We start from the raw sequence: 14626 nt of genomic DNA on the forward strand, positions 1-14626 counted from the left end.
GACTGTTCCATGAAAAGCTTATCCAATTTTCTTTCTGAAGCAGAGTTTCCCACGATTGAGCCTCATTCTTCCAGTGATTTTTTTACGAAATCCCTGTCTGACATCGATGCTGAGATCAGCCAGTCTATTCAAGGTGAATTACAGCGTCAGCGTGACCACATAGAACTCATTGCGTCTGAAAATATTGTTTCCAAGGCCGTCTTAGAAGCTCAAGGGTCTCTCTTAACCAACAAGTATGCGGAAGGATATTCTGGACACCGTTATTATGGGGGATGCCAGTATGTGGATATTGCAGAGACGTTGGCCATTGAGCGGGTAAAAAAGCTTTTTAATTGTGCTTTTGCCAATGTGCAACCTCATTCAGGAGCTCAAGCAAATTTGGCTGCTTTCGTAGCGCTTCTAAATCCAGGAGACTCTTTTCTGGGGATGTCCCTTGATGCGGGGGGGCATTTGACCCATGGGCATCCCATTACCATCTCAGGGAAATGGTTCAAACCTTTTGGATATGGTGTAGATAGAGAAACGGGACTGATTAACTATGATGACGTGGAGCGTCTGGCCGTTGAACACAAGCCCAAACTTATTATAGCGGGAGGGTCTGCCTATTCTCAGGTTATTGACTTTGCTCGGTTCAAGGAGATTGCTCAAAAAGTAGGGGCACATCTCATGGTGGATATGGCTCATTATGCAGGTCTTATCGCAGCGGGCGTTTATCCGAGCCCTCTTCCTTATGCAGACGTTTGTACAAGTACTACCCACAAAACGTTGCGAGGGCCAAGAGGAGGGCTTATTCTCACCAATAACCCTGATATTGCGAAGAAGATTAATTCTGCCGTGTTTCCTGGTGCGCAAGGGGGGCCTTTGATGCACATTATTGCAGCGAAAGCGGTTGCTTTTAAAGAGGCTCTTGATCCCAGCTTTAAAGAGTACGCGGCTCAAGTCATTAAAAATACCCAAGCCATTTGTTCTTCTTTGTTAGATAGGGGCTTTCAGATTGTGTCTGGAGGGACTGTCTGTCATTTGATGATGGTTGATTTGCGCGCGAAAAAGATTAGTGGGGTTGAGGCAGAGGCAACGTTAGATCGGGCAGGGATTACGTGTAACAAAAATAGCATCCCCTTTGACCCGGCTCCCCCTAAAATTGGGTCAGGCATTCGATTAGGAGCTGCCGCCATTACCACGCGCGGGTTTACAGAGTCAGAATGTTATTCCCTTGGGGGGTTCATTGCTGATACCTTAGAGTCTTATGTGGCAACCACGGGACAAAATGAAAAAGAAGAACAAAGGGTACGAGAAGCAGTTCGCTCTCTTTGCCGGCAACATCCCATTTATTAGGGGATCCTGATGCGCTGTCCTTTCTGCGGATGTATTGAGACCCAAGTCAAAGACTCTCGTCCGTCAGATGACTATTTGGCCATTAGGCGCCGCCGATTTTGTCCGGAGTGTGTATCACGTTTCACCACCTACGAGCGTATTCAGCTCTCTGATCTGGTGGTGGTGAAGAAAAAAGGAGAACGTGTTCCCTTTGATCGTGAAAAAATGGCGCGGTCCATTTGTACCGCCACACGGAAACGATCCATTGATGCGGAACGTATTGAAAAATTGGTGAATGGGGTTGTGCGACGCTTGGAAATGGTTGGAGATCCTGAAATCTCTTCCAAGGTCATCGGAGAAATGGTATTAGAGGCTCTAAAGGATTTAGATTTGGTTTCTTATCTTCGCTTTGCTTCTGTGTATAAAGATTTTAAGACCATAGAAGATTTTCATAAGTTTATATTGGAATAATAATGGAAGAAAAAAAAGTAAGTGGTTATCGGAAGAAAAGCGCGGCACGCCTCGCCGCTGTGCAGGTTCTTTACACAAAGAAGATGCTGGATCTCTCCGACGAAGAAGCTCTTACCAATTTTCAGGAACATTTTTTGGGGAAAAACTTGGGGGAATCCTCTGCCATAAAGCCTGATTCGGCCTTTTTGCGTCTTTTGGTGAGTGGGGTTTGCGTGCGCGATAAACAATTGTTGGAGCTGATCGAGCCCAACCTCATCGAAACATGGAAAATTGACCGCGTTGATCCTATCATTTTGAACATCATCAAATGTGCTGTCTTAGAGTTTCTCACATTCCCAGAGGTGGATACGCCCATCATCATTTCCGAGTATCTAGATGTGACCCATGCTTTTTTTGATAAAAAAGAGGTGGGCTTTGTGAATGGAATCTTGAATAAGATTGGAAGTATTATACGTCCAAGTGAAGAATATAATGTACCCTTAAATTAGGACCCCCTAAGACTGCCTCTTTCCAATCATACTTTCAATCCAGTCTTTATGAGGAAAGAGGGTGGCGAGGATAATATCACACTTCAAGTAGTGAGGAAGGGGAGGGTTAGATGGTACAAAATAAGATTCCAACCCACGGGTAGGTATAATTTTAGGAGGGATGAACTGGGGGTTTATTTGTGCAGATTTTTCAAAATCTTGTGATAGTTTGGGATATTGTCCAAAATAGGTTTCTTCAATAAGATATTGTTTCTTATCCTCATCCAATTCTGGTGCCTGATTTCCTCCAGAAATAATACCAATGCAATTTCCCTGTTCATCAAAAGCTGGCCCGCCACTGTCCCCATTTCCAGCAACACCTGCTGGAGTTTTATATACCGTTATATCTGGCTGAAAGGGGGTTAGAAAAAGTATATGATTGGGCAGAGTTCGAACTCTTTGATTCAATGTCTTTGTTATACCATCCCTCTCTAGCATAATGGTCGTGCATTCTGTTTCTGCAGAAAAATTTATTTCCGGGAGAGCCCAGGCATAAGATCCTCGTTTTTTCCCATCTCGCAGTAAATAATTTCCTAGAAGATGACCTGTGTCGCCATATCCTACTGAGGCATAGACCTTATTGATAAGCTGCTCAACAGGGGCAAAACGAACGGGGGCAAGAGGTATGTCCAACAGAGGACAATCAAGCAGGAAAAGGCCGAGGTCATAACAAGTGTAATCTATCGTTTCTGGACTTTTATCTCGGCTTACTTCTAGATATCTGGGATGAATAAAAGCTTTTCCTGTTATAAGGTGGTCGTCTAATTGAAAGGAAATATGGGAGAGTTCCTCAGGGCTAGTCTCAAAAATATGAGCACAGGTTAGAACAGCCTTTCCTCTTAGAGACGGTGGCCCCAGGTCTACGAGTGTGCCTGATCCACAGATTCCTGTTTTAGAAATGAAGGCACCAACGGAGCGGTATTGTTGACCAAGGGCAATAAATGCCGCATCAGGGCATTCACTGCAATGCGTGCTGGCACTTGCATTACAAAACAAAAAAGAGAGGGTAATGCAAAGGAAAAAAATCATTCTCATCGGTTCGTCCCTGTTTAGTGTATTTTATTTAAAATAAACGTTTCGCACAATATTTGTTAAAAAACATTACCCCACTCCTTGTTTTTAGCAGAAGGATAGAGGAGTGCATTTGACTTCGAGATGGTTTTTCTTTTGACACCGTCGGGGGTGCAGAGGTCAAATCGGATGTGTCCTTTTCCTTTCAATGGTTTTTTCAAGATCCGCTCCCCGAGAGGGGCAGCAGGGTTTTTGGTAGCAATAAGGTACGAAAACTTTTCATCCTCATACCCCAGATTTCCTCTTTTGATGAGTTTATGTAAAGAGGTTCTCTTCACGCGCACAGAAAAATGGCACCAATCTTTAGGTGCGTCCGAGAGAGGGCAGGGGCCATTATGCCCACAGGGAGCAGCAAAAAATGCCCCCTGATCTTGCAAAAAACGACGGGCATTTAAGATGGTCTGAAACCCGTTCGGCGTACCAGGTTCGGTGAGGATCAGGGCAGACTTTGTAGCGTCCCAATACTTTTCCAGAAGAGCGTCTTGATCCTTCATTTCCCCTAAGGAATAAGAAAAAGACACCAAGTCATAAGCTTTGGGAGGATCAAATCGTCCCGCGTCTTCTTGGATAAGGGAGAGGGAAGGTTCTTTGTCTATAAACATGGTCAAGAGCTCGAACATGAATCTGTTATTTTCCAGAAGGGAGATGTCAGAGAGAGCGGGATAAAGGTCTTTCATCGCCCAATAAGACGCCCCCGGTCCACACCCAATATCCAGGTAAGAAGTGGGGGTAATACCCGTTACTTTTTTTAATTCTTCTAAGGTGTAACCCAAGACTTGAAACGTAGCAGGAAGGCGGGCAAGCGCATAAGCTACACCTTCTTCCCCAGACTGAATGTTCTTTTTTTGTTCTGAACTTGTTCTGTACTTCAAAGAGACAGCGGCGTAAGATTTTTGATAGAGGGAAGGATTGCTTTCAAAAAGAAATTGGATTTTCTGGTAGAGATGGGATGGAAAAGTCTTCAGAGTTTACCCTCTTTCGTCTAACCAGGCCATTTGGATGGCTTCCAGAAGGGATTCGCTGCTGTGTTCGGGGTCATCATCGAAGTTTTCTAGATTTTGAACCCATGTCCATAAATCAGTAAACCGGATATTCAGAATATCAACGTCGGGATATTTTTCCTCAAGCGCTATGGCGATGTCATAAATATCCGTCCACTTCATGGGGATTACATCATGTTGCGGGTGGCGGCGGGTAATTTTACCACCAGGCCATCTAGCTCTTCTGTCATGATAATCTGGCATCCCAAGCGAGACGTGTGGGTAAGGCCAAAGGCAAGATCCAGCATGTCTTGTTCGTCTTCTGAGGCTTCAGGCAACACGTCAAACCAATCAGGCTCCACCACAACGTGGCAGGTTGAACAAGCGAGGGAGCCTTCGCATGCGCCTTCTAAATCCACATTATTCTGATGGGCAATTTCCAGGACCGACAGTCCTATAGGGGCATCGACTTCTTTTCTCGTCCCATCCTGGTAAATAAAAGTAATTTTGGGCATTCTACAGTCTCCTATTTATAGGCAAAAATATGACCCACATCCCAATCCATCAGATCAAGGTCAACACAGGTAGGAATAAACTCAAAGCATTTCTCAGCCAAGGGTTTCCGGCCATTCTTTTCTAACATCTCATCTAAGATTGTTCTGATTTGATGGAGGTAAAGAACATCCGTGGCAGCATACATTTTTTGTTCTTCCGTTAAAGTATCCGCCCCCCAATTGGAAGATCTTTCTTGCTTGGAAATTTCCACATTGAGCAAGGTGGAACATAAATCCTTGAGTCCATGGCGGTCGGTGTAGGTGCGGGCTAATTTTGAAGCAATCTTGGTGCAGTAGTTCGGCGCAGAGTGGGCGCCCAGGTATTGGTTTATGATGGCCACATCAAAGCGGGCATAGTGGTAAATCTTAAGGAGTTTCTTATTTTCCAAAATTTTCTTCAAGTGAGGTGCTTTGTGGGGCTTGCCCAAATCAAATTTAACCAAATGGCAAACGCCATCCCCGCCCGACAATTGGACTAGACAGAGGGGGTCTCTTTTCACTTGCAAACCAAGGGCTTCTGTATCAATGGCCACAGAGTTTTCAAACTTAACAGAACTGTCTAAATCGCCATGATGTAAAACGATCTTCATGAGTCACTTCTTTCATAATGTATTCGACCAAAATCTCTTTGATTGATCAGTTTGTCAAGCTTTTAAGAGGGGTTAGGTTTGGAAAACTGCGATTTTAAAGAGGAATCTTAACGGTAACACGCAGTCCGCCTAGGGGTGATTTACCCAGGCTGATTTGGCCGCCATGGGCATGGATGATATCTTGAGAGATACTGAGGCCTAGTCCAATCCCCCCTGTTTTCACATTGCGTGATTTTTCAAGTCGAACAAAAGGTTTAAAAACCTCCTGTCGTTTATTGGTGGGTATGCCTTCGCCATTATCCTCCACCACAATAATGGCGTACCCCTGTTTTTTGTAGCATTTAAGGATGGCCTTTGATGCGTATCTATTAGCGTTTTCCAAGAGATTTTTGATGGCTCGTTTGAAAGAATGGGGACGCAAAGAAATGGTGAAAGACGTCAAACGTGTTTCTAGATGAAGAGGTTTATTTTTGAGTGTTACAATACACTCCTGGAGTAAGGCTTGTAGGTTGCAAAGAGACTTTTTCTCTTGACCATGCCCTCTTACAAAATCAAGGTATTCATTAATTAAATTCTCCATCTCTACGATATCGAGGTTGATGTCCTCTAGTTGGGGGTTAGAAGGCATCAGGGCAAGCTCTAATTTCATGCGGGTCAGCGGCGTTCGTAAGTCGTGAGAAATACCTGCGAGCATCTCTGTTCTTTGGGTAACTTGCCTTTTGATGCGTTCCCTCATCAGGTTAAAAGCACGTCCAGCTTGACGCACTTCTAATGCGCCTGAAACCTTAAAGTCTTCCATGTCCATGCCTTTTCCAAATTTTTCGGCAGCTTCCGCCAGTCTTTGGATGGGGCGTACCTGGTTTTTCATAAAGAGAGAGGCAATGATTAGGAAAATAAGAGCGGCGCCAAACATCCAGATAAATACGAGAATGATGGTGCGGCTCATCAGTTTTTTTCTTAGGACCGACACAACCATAACGCCCTCATTCGTCTCAATATTGATATTGAGAATCTCGCGGCTGGTGGTCAGAACATAGGGTTGATCTAAGACATCTTCCAACGCATTTTTCAAGAAGTGGTCTTCCCATGCCTCAAGGGGGCTGGCAACCATCTCCTGAATGGAACGACCTTTGTAAAAAGTGGCTAAGACACCCATTTCGTGGGAAATATCCTGTGCCAACAGGGGGTTTTGCGGATAGATGTCTGTAATCACTTTGGCGGTGCTGGCGATATTACCGGCTAAATTTTTAGTTACGGAATCCAGGTATCGATCCAGGAAGACAACCGTGAAAACGATTTGGACCAGGAAAAGAGGCACGCCAATAATAAGAAAAGCGCGCTTAAAAAGGCTTTTAGGAAAAAAGTCTCGAAACGAAAGGGTTGTTATTTTCTTTAGTGATCCCACAGAATGTATCCCTTATTGCGCACGGTTTGAATAAAATTAGGATGCTTGGGATCGTCCTCGATCTTTTTGCGAAGACGGGTGATTTGCACATCAATGGTTCGGCTATTGGCTTCTAAATCCATCATTTCTATGAGTATTTCACGAGAAAGATACGTCCCAATATGAGACGCAAAGATCTTTAATAAATGGGCTTCACTTGAGGTAAGGGGGATGGATTGATTGCCACGCCGCAAGGTTTCTTTGCCAAGATTAAAATAGAAAGGACCAATTTGAATCTCTTTTTTAAGCCCTGCTGAGGGGCTGTCATGAATCCGTCTCAGAATGGCATGGACGCGGAGGAGGAGCTCTTTAGGTTCAAAAGGTTTGGGGAGATAGTCGTCTCCCCCGCTTTCAAGTCCTCGAATTTTATCAGCTGTTGTGCCTAGAGCGGTTAAAAACAAAAGGGGGATCTGAACGTTTTCTTGACGAAGCACGTGTGCAAACTCTAGGCCCGATTGGGTGGGCATCATGACGTCAAGGACCATCAGATCAAACTTGAAAAAGGAGATAAGCGTGTAAGCCTCGATGGCCGATGCTGCCATGCTTACCTCAAATCCACTTTCTGTCAGAAATTGGGATAGTAGTTTCCGCAGCCGTTCATCATCATCCACAATAAGAAGGTGATAGGTGTGATTAATCATTTTCTAAAAATACAGGATTTTGCGTGCAAGGGCAAATGAGACGTATCTCTCTTGAGATACCCCTCACAAGCGGGAGCTATAAAAGCTCTAATAATTTGTTATTTACTTAAAAGATCCTCCCTTGTCCAGCCTTTCCGACGGGGTGTTTTCAGGAAATATAACTATTTATGCTAAAAATACATAGACGGTATATCCATAGTATGATAAGTACTCTCGATATTAATTATCAATATTAAATAGTATTTAGAATGTGTTTATCACACGGAAATATTAATAGATAAATTTTAGAGGAGAGCACACAGTGATTTCGCCCTTACTTCATATGAAAAAACAACCAATAAAGGGAAAGGAGATTATCATCTGTCATACAGAAAATGCCTCATCTGGAAATGAGCCGGAGTTAAAGTATGTATTTTTGACCCATTATTCAGTTTTTCAAAAAGACACATTTAAGCTTATCGGATGGTTAAATTTAAACCCGACTCTAGATAAGTTTGGAGGTACTGCCTTTACGTATGAATTTAAAGAAGGGATTGCGGCGCCTGAAAAAATAGACACCCTAGAAACGTTCCTAAATTATGTGCGCCAATTTTATGGATGGTGGTCTGATAAAGAAATAAGACATCCTACATTTGGTATCTTTCAAGAAGTAAACCTATGCACCTCTTTGGAAGACCCCCATCTTGATCTACTTTTAACATTAGGATTTAAGATAAGTTTTGTGGGGGAATCTCACCTCATGTTAAGAGATAGATATCAGGATCACACAGGGTTGGGATGTGTGGACATGCGGGGGAAGGATGATGAGGAAGAAGAGGCGGGGGGCTGCCTTTTATCCCGTAAGCATTTTTTAAAAATAGAAAAAGCCATCTTAAACAAAGAACCTTTGCAAGGAGCGGACTTGGAAGCTCTAAAATGGTACTTGAAGGAAGATAAGGAGGCGCTAGAATATTACCTATTCTTAGCTGGAGATAATTTTAAACTTTATCTGGATTATGCGCGGGTGATGACAACCCTAGAAGGTGTTTATTTCCTTGAGTGACTTAGTTGTTGAAAGTTAGCGTGATTCTAAAAGGAATCAGCCAATGGAATCCTGTCTTGATATAGAAAAATGGACTAGAATCTGGTGCCGGATGACGGACTCGAACCGCCGACCCTCTGATTACAAATCAGTAGCTCTACCAACTGAGCTAATCCGGCACTCAAAATCTATATACCGGTTTTCCATAGCGCCGCCAAGAGCTTTTTGAAAAGAAACAGATTTTATTTCTTTTTTCCCCAATCATGCTATGGTGCACGGATGAATAGCCCAAAAAATAGCCAAGAAAACATTGTACGCGTTCCCCACGACGCTGTGGGTTTGCGCCTTGATAAGTGGTTGCGTGCAAAATTTCCAACCGTTCCCTATACGGCTTGGGCCCGCTTTTGTCGCAAGGGCAATGTGCGGCTCGATGGCAAGCGGGTGACAGGGGCCGAGCGGTTAGAGCCAGGCCAATCCGTGCGCATTCCACCGCCAGACATCTTGAAAAAAGCCATGGTTACGGTGGAATCTTTAAAGTTGCTGCCCCTCTCTCCTCAGGCCAAGGCCCAGCTAGAGTCGTGGATTATTTACCAAGATGACGATATTCTTTGCCTCAATAAGCCCGTCGGGCTCTCCGTTCAGGGCGGCACGAAGACCGTTACCCACGTGGATGGCTTGTTATCCCGTTGGGCGCTAGAGAAAGAGTTTACGCCCAAGTTAGTACACCGTATCGACAGAGACACCAGCGGCATCTTGCTGGTAGCCAAAACTGATAAAGCGGCGCGGGATCTGGGTAAAAGCTTTAAAACCCATCAGATTCAAAAATATTATGTGGCCATTACGGCGGGTGTCCCCATGCCCTGGACGGGCACCATCGACGCCTCCTTGGAAAAGGGCATGAAGGGCAACAAAGAAAAGATGAGGGTGAGTGACGAAGGCCTCCGGGCCATTACCCATTACCAAGTGTTGGAGAGACTGTCCACTAAGATCGCCGTCTTGGGATTATCGCCCGTTTCGGGTCGGACACATCAATTGCGCGTCCATCTTGAACATATTGGTACGCCCATCTTGGGAGATCCAAAATATGGAGGGGATCAACAAGATTTTTCTGACTACCAAACTCTTCATTTGCACTCGTGCATCACCATCGTGCCGCGCTTGGGCCAGAAACCTCTCGTCTTACAAGCAGAGTTCCCACCCCATTTTCAAAAAACCTGTAAAGATTTTGGGTTTTCTCTTCCGGCTTTGATGCAGGAACTAAAGCAATTCATTGAGATTCAAACCAGTCGTTGATTTTTGTTGCTTTTTACCTGAAACGTTTTAGAATAATACTAAAGTCAGGAGAAGAGGCAACATGATACATCATTTAAAAAGCGAAAAAGACGTTCACGGTTACGTGCGTTATCTAAAGAATTTCTACGGCGAACTTTCTGTTTATATCCTTGTGATTACGATCAGCTTGATTGTTTGGTTGTTGATGGGCGGGGGTTATTTTTGGCCGCTTTGGATTATCCTTATCTGGGGAATTGTGCTGCTTTTAAAAGCGTCACGTCTTCACATTATCAACCCTTTCCTTTATGAAGGAGCTCATAAGTTTAGGGAAAAGCTTCCCTTTATTCGCCCCCAATGGCAAGAAGAAAAAGTTCAAGAAATTTTGAAAAAGATGGGGAGAACTCTTTCTGAAATGGCAGGGCCTATGCCGGGATCAACCAGCAGTAAGTCAGCGGCAAAGAAACCTGCGAAAAAGGCGACTCGTAAAAAAGCGCCAGCAAGAAAGCCAGCTAAAAAATCTTCTAAGAAACCTTCTAAAGCTAAGAAGAAATAAGGTTTATCTCTCTTAACTCACCAAACTCAATGACTCTCAGAAAAGACTTGAATTTTTCTTGGGAGTTGTTGTATTGAGAGACGCACAACCCCTTACAAGAGGAATGACATGATCGTGGGCACGACATTAAAACAGAAAATTATTCTCAGCTTTGCTTTATCTTTTATTTTCTTTATTTCTGCCCCTGCAGCTCTTCTAGAGGATAAAGAGAGTATAGAGTCTCAAGCTCCTCTTTCCTTAAAGAGCAGATATGAGGTGATGACTATTTTCAAAGCTGTTCCCGGCCAAGAGGAGGCTCTTAAGTTAGCTGTGTTGGCGGTAGTAGAGGCAAGTCGTAAAGAACCGACGAACTTCGGATGTACGGTTAGTCAAAGGAGTGAGTGGGACGGTGTGGAGTTTGTTCTCGTTGGAATTTGGACGGGTAAAGAAGACTACACATCGCAGTTTACCAAACCGTATATGAGGGAGTTTATGGAAAAAACAAAGACTCTTTTAGAAAGCCCATACCAAGGGGGGTGCTTCTTATCTTAAGTTCTTCATCAGATCTATGGCGTTTTTATCCAGACCTGGCTCTCCTTCTGGAAAGGGATGGGGGGTGTAGCTCGCTCGTTCATAAAACATAAGAGCAGAAGGGTTTGAGTGTAACTGAATCATACTTTTTCCCTGATGCTTCACCCATTTTTCCACAAGTTTTAAAAGATGGGAGCCATGTCCTTGGTTTTGATACGGCTTATCAATGGCAAAAGAACGCACTGCCGCTCGTTGGTCATCGAGAAGCTCAACGTGGACGACGCCGATCACCTCATCCAGTTTTTTAAATACAAAGTGAAAGTGGTTTGGGTGACTTAGGGTCCAGTGGTTTGGATCATAAACCACGTGAGGATGACGGTCAAAAATCTGTTCTTGTCGAATGCGGTGATAGTGCTGCCAATCTTCTGAAATGGGCTCTACAAACTCAAATCCCTGAAAGCCAGCTTTCCGAAGAATCTCCTTAATAAAGGGATCTTTTTTGAGGGTATAGGCGGGTCGTTGATCCCCAAACTTTGCCGCTAACTTTTCTTTTAACGATTGGTAAGCCCGCCGCGCGTCTGGATGTGTCCTTAAATAATCACGAAAGAGGAGATGTTTCTGAATCTCATCCGCCTCTTTTTCCCAGATATGAACATGATAGATTCCATTAGAAAAATAGCGGCGGAAGGGCATGCCCAGCTCTCCCCGTCCTTTATGCCCCAAAGCTTCTATGGCTGCTGTGTTTATTTTCAAGATATCGCGTACCACTGGCAACATGTCGATGATGGGTTTGGCGGAAAGTCCCGGCACTGCCGTACTGCCGATATGGTGAATAGTCATACAGTTTTCCCCCAATGCTGCTTTAAGGCGGGCTGCTTCTTTCTCAAATAACGAGGGCCACAGGGGGTTATAGGGGCTGAGATCCACCGTTTGTGCCACCTTAAGAATACCTTTCCAAAAATATTTCTCCTCTGTTCAAGAGGCCATCAAGTTTGGCCGATGTGGGGCCAAGATCATGGGTTTCATCCTGAAGCCACGTATCTAGAGCCAAAAGATAGATGCCGAATAATCCTTTGCGTTTCAATTCGCTCAATAGGCTTGTTTTGGCAAACCCGTAATGCGCTAGAATCCGTTCCAAGGAAGATAACTCGGCCATGGCAAAGGGCAAGCTGATTTCTGTCAGGGTTAAAAAATTCTGCCGCAAATATTTTAAGAAAGGTTTGAAAGGGGTGAGGGTTTCTAGTTTTGTCAGCAACACTTCTAAAGCGCGTTCTTTTTCAGAATAGGGTTCCACATCGGCTGAGGACAACTTGGCAAAGACTTGCGTTTCCACATGAGCAGCCAACAGGGAAAATCCTTGTTCTTTTCCGGGGAGGATTTGAACGATGTCTTTGATTGGAACACCAAGAATAGACGATATTTCTTCTAGCGTCACAGCGTTCCATCCTTTTTCCATAAGGAGATTTAAAAAAGCTTGGATAATTTGTTTTTGCATAGTGCGACTGAGAATGTTAATTTGGGCCCAGTATGAACTTTAAAAAAGAAGAATGCAATGCTCACCTTCGCTTTCCCTCAAATTGACCCTGTCATTTTTCAAATTTATGGGCCCCTCGCGTTGAGATGGTATAATCTCGCCTATATTCTGGGCCTAGCGGGAGGACTCTTTTACTGCCGATTTTTAATCAAACGATTCCCCGAATTAAACCTAACCAAAGATAATTTGGATCGGTTTTTCACATGGGCCATTCTTGCCATCCTGATGGGGGGGCGCTTGGGGGAGATTCTTTTTTATCCGGACTTCTCTTTTTTAAAGGATGGGTGGCAAGTCTTTCGGGTGTGGGAGGGGGGGATGTCCTTCCATGGTGCCGTGATTGGTCTACTCACTGCCTTTTACTTATTTTCTCGAAAGTACAAAATCTCCCTCTTTCATTTAGGGGACTGTGTGACCGCTGTTGCTCCCCTTGGATTGTTTTTTGGAAGAATCGCCAATTTTATTAATGATGAACTTTATGGTCGTGTGACCCCGGTCTCTTGGGCGGTGATCTTTCCATCCGGAGGCTATCTGCCTCGCCACCCAAGCCAGCTTTATGAGGCTTTTTTAGAAGGATTTGTGTTATTTATCTGTCTTCAGACAGCTGTTTTTCGGTTCAACGCTTTTAAGAAGCCTGGTTTGGTTTCGGGAATTTTTTTGATGGGGTATGGGGTAAGCCGTGTCTTTATTGAGTTTTTTCGAGAACCAGATAGGGTTTTTCATGTGCTCACCGTCCCCATTACCACAGGTCAGTTTTTAAGTTTGCCCATGATCCTAGGGGGAATGTACCTTGTTTGGGCTAAAGATCGGCTATCTTCTTCCTAGAATTTCGTTGATTTCCTCTATCATTTTTTGAGTAGGCTGAGAAAATCTTTCTTTATATCTCTGAAGATTTCCTAAAAGGTGTAAAAGAGTAGCTGAATCCTGTTTTACTTGATTAAGGTATGTTGTATCATCCCCATATAAAACCCAAGTATACGTCACAGCTGATCTTCCTTCATGCTGTACAAATGACCAAAAAGGCTTGCTATTGTCTTCTTGTAATGCAGCATGGAAAGGAATAAGAGGCGCATTAGGGGAACAAATTCTACGGATCGTGATTGCAGGATTACCTGGATCTCCATCATGAATAGAGTACCCCACAGAAGGCAGATTATAATGCGCGCCAGTGTGATCTAAAAGTTGAGCAGGTATACTAAATCCAATATTATTTCCACTGGGTTGCACCCAGTACTGAGGACGGAAAATAATATTATCAGCATCTCCTCCCCCAGTTCCCTTCAACCCTGTTTGATTATAAATAACCCAATAAATTTCTAGATTGGGAGCAGAGTCCGTATGAAAGACTTCTTTTATTCTGGGAGGTAACGCAGCTCTTAACGTACCAGGAATCCTGACCACTAAAGGAAAATTTCCTCCATGAGTAGAAACTTGTGGATTGTATTGATGAATGACAGGTACATTAGGATAAGATTGATTGTAGAGAGGGTTAAAAATATGAAGGGGGTCTACGTTGTCTCCAAACCCTGCAATGGTAGGGGAGCCTGCTCCTATTAAGGGGGTCCTTTGAAGCCAATCTGCTTTTGCCTGGGTCAATGTTCTTTCTGCCCTGACAGGAGAAGGAGTTCTGGGTCTCGCAGCTGCTGCACCTCTGGGAGAAGGGGAGCGCTCTCTAACAGGATATCCCATATCCTTTAGAATTTGATTGACTTCTTTTGAGGACAGTCCCTGCGAATAAAGCTGAGCTGCCATCGCATCCATATCTTGATGGGGTTGAGGAGAAGGAGTTCTGGGTCTCGCAGCTGCTGCACCTCTTACAGGAGACGGAGAGCGCGTTCTAACTGGATATCCCATGTCCTTTAGAATTTGATTGACTTCTGTTGGGGACAGTCCCTGCGAATAAAGCTGAGCTGCCATCAAATCCATATCTTGAGAGGGTATCCTCTGAGTCATAGCCTCAGACCTCAAACAACAAAAAAGAACGACAAGACACCCTATAATCATTTTACGCACTATTAAAACCCTCCTCTATTAGAAACTAAACCTTGAGTTATTATAGCCCGATTTTTTACTCCTGTGTATAGATATTAACCCCATCCTCAAGGGTAGCAACTTGAAGTCTATCTGTACTGAACCTATACAAATAT

The 14626-nt window shown here is 44.0% G+C and carries 18 protein-coding genes and 1 tRNA gene; 8 read left to right on the forward strand and 11 right to left on the reverse strand.

All coding sequences use genetic code 11. The features are described 5' to 3' along the window. The first annotated feature begins 9 nt into the window (after nucleotides 1-9). From glyA to A2621_02950, 3 genes are read left to right on the forward strand one after another with little or no spacing between them, the layout of a single operon-like run. On the forward strand, nucleotides 10-1335 hold the full coding sequence (gene glyA, locus A2621_02940) for a serine hydroxymethyltransferase (GenBank protein OFW89826.1): 1326 nt from the start codon (nucleotides 10-12) through the stop codon (nucleotides 1333-1335). A 9-nt stretch (nucleotides 1336-1344) separates the two neighbouring features. Next, on the forward strand, nucleotides 1345-1785 hold the full coding sequence (locus A2621_02945) for a transcriptional regulator NrdR (protein ID OFW89827.1): 441 nt from the start codon (nucleotides 1345-1347) through the stop codon (nucleotides 1783-1785). Nucleotides 1786-1787: 2 nt separating this feature from the next. After that, nucleotides 1788-2273, forward strand: coding sequence for a transcription antitermination factor NusB (locus A2621_02950; protein ID OFW89828.1), 486 nt, complete (start codon nucleotides 1788-1790; stop codon nucleotides 2271-2273). A 6-nt stretch (nucleotides 2274-2279) separates the two neighbouring features. Here A2621_02950 and A2621_02955 read toward each other — a convergent pair whose 3' ends face one another. From A2621_02955 to A2621_02985, 7 genes are all read right to left on the reverse strand, one after another. Next, nucleotides 2280-3347, reverse strand: coding sequence for a hypothetical protein (locus A2621_02955; GenBank protein OFW89829.1), 1068 nt, complete (start codon nucleotides 3345-3347; stop codon nucleotides 2280-2282). 56 nt (nucleotides 3348-3403) lie between these two features. Beyond that, nucleotides 3404-4255 carry a hypothetical protein gene (locus tag A2621_02960; protein OFW89830.1) on the reverse strand — a complete coding sequence of 284 codons (852 nt, stop codon included), beginning with the start codon at nucleotides 4253-4255 and terminating at the stop codon, nucleotides 3404-3406. A gap of 96 nt (nucleotides 4256-4351) precedes the next feature. Continuing rightward, entirely contained in the window at nucleotides 4352-4546 is a 195-nt protein-coding gene (locus A2621_02965; protein OFW89831.1) for a Fe-S assembly protein IscX, read from the reverse strand. A gap of 5 nt (nucleotides 4547-4551) precedes the next feature. Then, a complete protein-coding gene (locus A2621_02970) occupies nucleotides 4552-4878 on the reverse strand; it encodes a 2Fe-2S ferredoxin (protein OFW89832.1) in 327 nt (108 codons plus the stop codon). Nucleotides 4879-4889: 11 nt separating this feature from the next. After that, the gene (locus tag A2621_02975) at nucleotides 4890-5507 is read right to left on the reverse strand and encodes a 3'-5' exonuclease (protein OFW89833.1); all 618 of its coding nucleotides are present in this window, start codon (nucleotides 5505-5507) and stop codon (nucleotides 4890-4892) included. Between the two features lie 94 nt (nucleotides 5508-5601). Next, on the reverse strand, nucleotides 5602-6921 hold the full coding sequence (locus A2621_02980) for a hypothetical protein (GenBank protein OFW89834.1): 1320 nt from the start codon (nucleotides 6919-6921) through the stop codon (nucleotides 5602-5604). After that, nucleotides 6900-7592: a hypothetical protein gene (locus tag A2621_02985; GenBank protein OFW89835.1), complete on the reverse strand. Its 693-nt coding sequence runs from the start codon at nucleotides 7590-7592 to the stop codon at nucleotides 6900-6902. The genes A2621_02980 and A2621_02985 overlap by 22 nt, the downstream gene beginning before the upstream one ends. A 322-nt stretch (nucleotides 7593-7914) precedes the next feature. Here A2621_02985 and A2621_02990 point away from each other — a divergent pair, with 322 nt between their 5' ends. Beyond that, nucleotides 7915-8634 carry a hypothetical protein gene (locus A2621_02990; GenBank protein ID OFW89836.1) on the forward strand — a complete coding sequence of 240 codons (720 nt, stop codon included), beginning with the start codon at nucleotides 7915-7917 and terminating at the stop codon, nucleotides 8632-8634. An 82-nt stretch (nucleotides 8635-8716) separates the two neighbouring features. Here A2621_02990 and A2621_02995 read toward each other — a convergent pair. Then, nucleotides 8717-8792 (reverse strand) — tRNA-Thr (locus A2621_02995). A gap of 100 nt (nucleotides 8793-8892) precedes the next feature. Between A2621_02995 and A2621_03000 the strand changes: the two genes are divergently transcribed. The 3 genes from A2621_03000 to A2621_03010 all read left to right on the forward strand — a co-directional run bounded on the left by A2621_03000 (nucleotide 8893) and on the right by A2621_03010 (nucleotide 10969). Continuing rightward, the gene (locus A2621_03000) at nucleotides 8893-9906 is read left to right on the forward strand and encodes a hypothetical protein (GenBank protein OFW90127.1); all 1014 of its coding nucleotides are present in this window, start codon (nucleotides 8893-8895) and stop codon (nucleotides 9904-9906) included. 61 nt (nucleotides 9907-9967) lie between these two features. Further along, nucleotides 9968-10438: a hypothetical protein gene (locus A2621_03005; GenBank protein OFW89837.1), complete on the forward strand. Its 471-nt coding sequence runs from the start codon at nucleotides 9968-9970 to the stop codon at nucleotides 10436-10438. Nucleotides 10439-10546: 108 nt separating this feature from the next. Beyond that, nucleotides 10547-10969, forward strand: a complete 423-nt coding sequence (locus A2621_03010) for a hypothetical protein (GenBank protein ID OFW89838.1) — start codon at nucleotides 10547-10549, stop codon at nucleotides 10967-10969. On the opposite strand, the gene A2621_03015 is transcribed toward A2621_03010, so the two are convergent. Beyond that, on the reverse strand, nucleotides 10961-11896 hold the full coding sequence (locus A2621_03015; GenBank protein OFW89839.1) for a hypothetical protein: 936 nt from the start codon (nucleotides 11894-11896) through the stop codon (nucleotides 10961-10963). The two genes, A2621_03010 and A2621_03015, sit on opposite strands and share 9 nt — an antisense overlap. Next, nucleotides 11889-12443, reverse strand: coding sequence for a hypothetical protein (locus A2621_03020; protein ID OFW89840.1), 555 nt, complete (start codon nucleotides 12441-12443; stop codon nucleotides 11889-11891). Before A2621_03020 ends, A2621_03015 begins: the two co-directional genes overlap by 8 nt. A 57-nt stretch (nucleotides 12444-12500) precedes the next feature. Between A2621_03020 and A2621_03025 the strand changes: the two genes are divergently transcribed. Further along, entirely contained in the window at nucleotides 12501-13304 is an 804-nt protein-coding gene (locus tag A2621_03025) for a prolipoprotein diacylglyceryl transferase (protein ID OFW89841.1), read from the forward strand. On the opposite strand, the gene A2621_03030 is transcribed toward A2621_03025, so the two are convergent. Further along, nucleotides 13290-14405: a hypothetical protein gene (locus A2621_03030; GenBank protein OFW89842.1), complete on the reverse strand. Its 1116-nt coding sequence runs from the start codon at nucleotides 14403-14405 to the stop codon at nucleotides 13290-13292. The genes A2621_03025 and A2621_03030 overlap by 15 nt on opposite strands. Nucleotides 14406-14626 lie beyond the last annotated feature (221 nt).

The organism is Alphaproteobacteria bacterium RIFCSPHIGHO2_01_FULL_41_14 (genome assembly GCA_001767855.1).
Classification (GTDB): Bacteria; Pseudomonadota; Alphaproteobacteria; order UBA7879; family UBA5542; genus 2-01-FULL-41-14.

Bases quoted from the DNA above. Each gene is read 5' to 3' on its own strand.
- A2621_03020 (OFW89840.1), bottom strand. From the start codon at position 12,443: ATGCAAAAACAAATTATCCAAGCTTTTTTAAATCTCCTTATGGAAAAA.
- A2621_02955 (OFW89829.1), bottom strand. From the start codon at position 3,347: ATGAGAATGATTTTTTTCCTTTGCATTACCCTCTCTTTTTTGTTTTGT.
- A2621_02965 (OFW89831.1), bottom strand. From the start codon at position 4,546: ATGAAGTGGACGGATATTTATGACATCGCCATAGCGCTTGAGGAAAAA.
- A2621_02945 (OFW89827.1), top strand. From the start codon at position 1,345: ATGCGCTGTCCTTTCTGCGGATGTATTGAGACCCAAGTCAAAGACTCT.
- A2621_02970 (OFW89832.1), bottom strand. From the start codon at position 4,878: ATGCCCAAAATTACTTTTATTTACCAGGATGGGACGAGAAAAGAAGTC.
- glyA (OFW89826.1), top strand. From the start codon at position 10: ATGAAAAGCTTATCCAATTTTCTTTCTGAAGCAGAGTTTCCCACGATT.
- A2621_03010 (OFW89838.1), top strand. From the start codon at position 10,547: ATGATCGTGGGCACGACATTAAAACAGAAAATTATTCTCAGCTTTGCT.
- A2621_03005 (OFW89837.1), top strand. From the start codon at position 9,968: ATGATACATCATTTAAAAAGCGAAAAAGACGTTCACGGTTACGTGCGT.
- A2621_03000 (OFW90127.1), top strand. From the start codon at position 8,893: ATGAATAGCCCAAAAAATAGCCAAGAAAACATTGTACGCGTTCCCCAC.
- A2621_03030 (OFW89842.1), bottom strand. From the start codon at position 14,405: ATGGATTTGATGGCAGCTCAGCTTTATTCGCAGGGACTGTCCCCAACA.
- A2621_02990 (OFW89836.1), top strand. From the start codon at position 7,915: ATGAAAAAACAACCAATAAAGGGAAAGGAGATTATCATCTGTCATACA.
- A2621_03025 (OFW89841.1), top strand. From the start codon at position 12,501: ATGCTCACCTTCGCTTTCCCTCAAATTGACCCTGTCATTTTTCAAATT.
- A2621_02985 (OFW89835.1), bottom strand. From the start codon at position 7,592: ATGATTAATCACACCTATCACCTTCTTATTGTGGATGATGATGAACGG.
- A2621_02950 (OFW89828.1), top strand. From the start codon at position 1,788: ATGGAAGAAAAAAAAGTAAGTGGTTATCGGAAGAAAAGCGCGGCACGC.
- A2621_02975 (OFW89833.1), bottom strand. From the start codon at position 5,507: ATGAAGATCGTTTTACATCATGGCGATTTAGACAGTTCTGTTAAGTTT.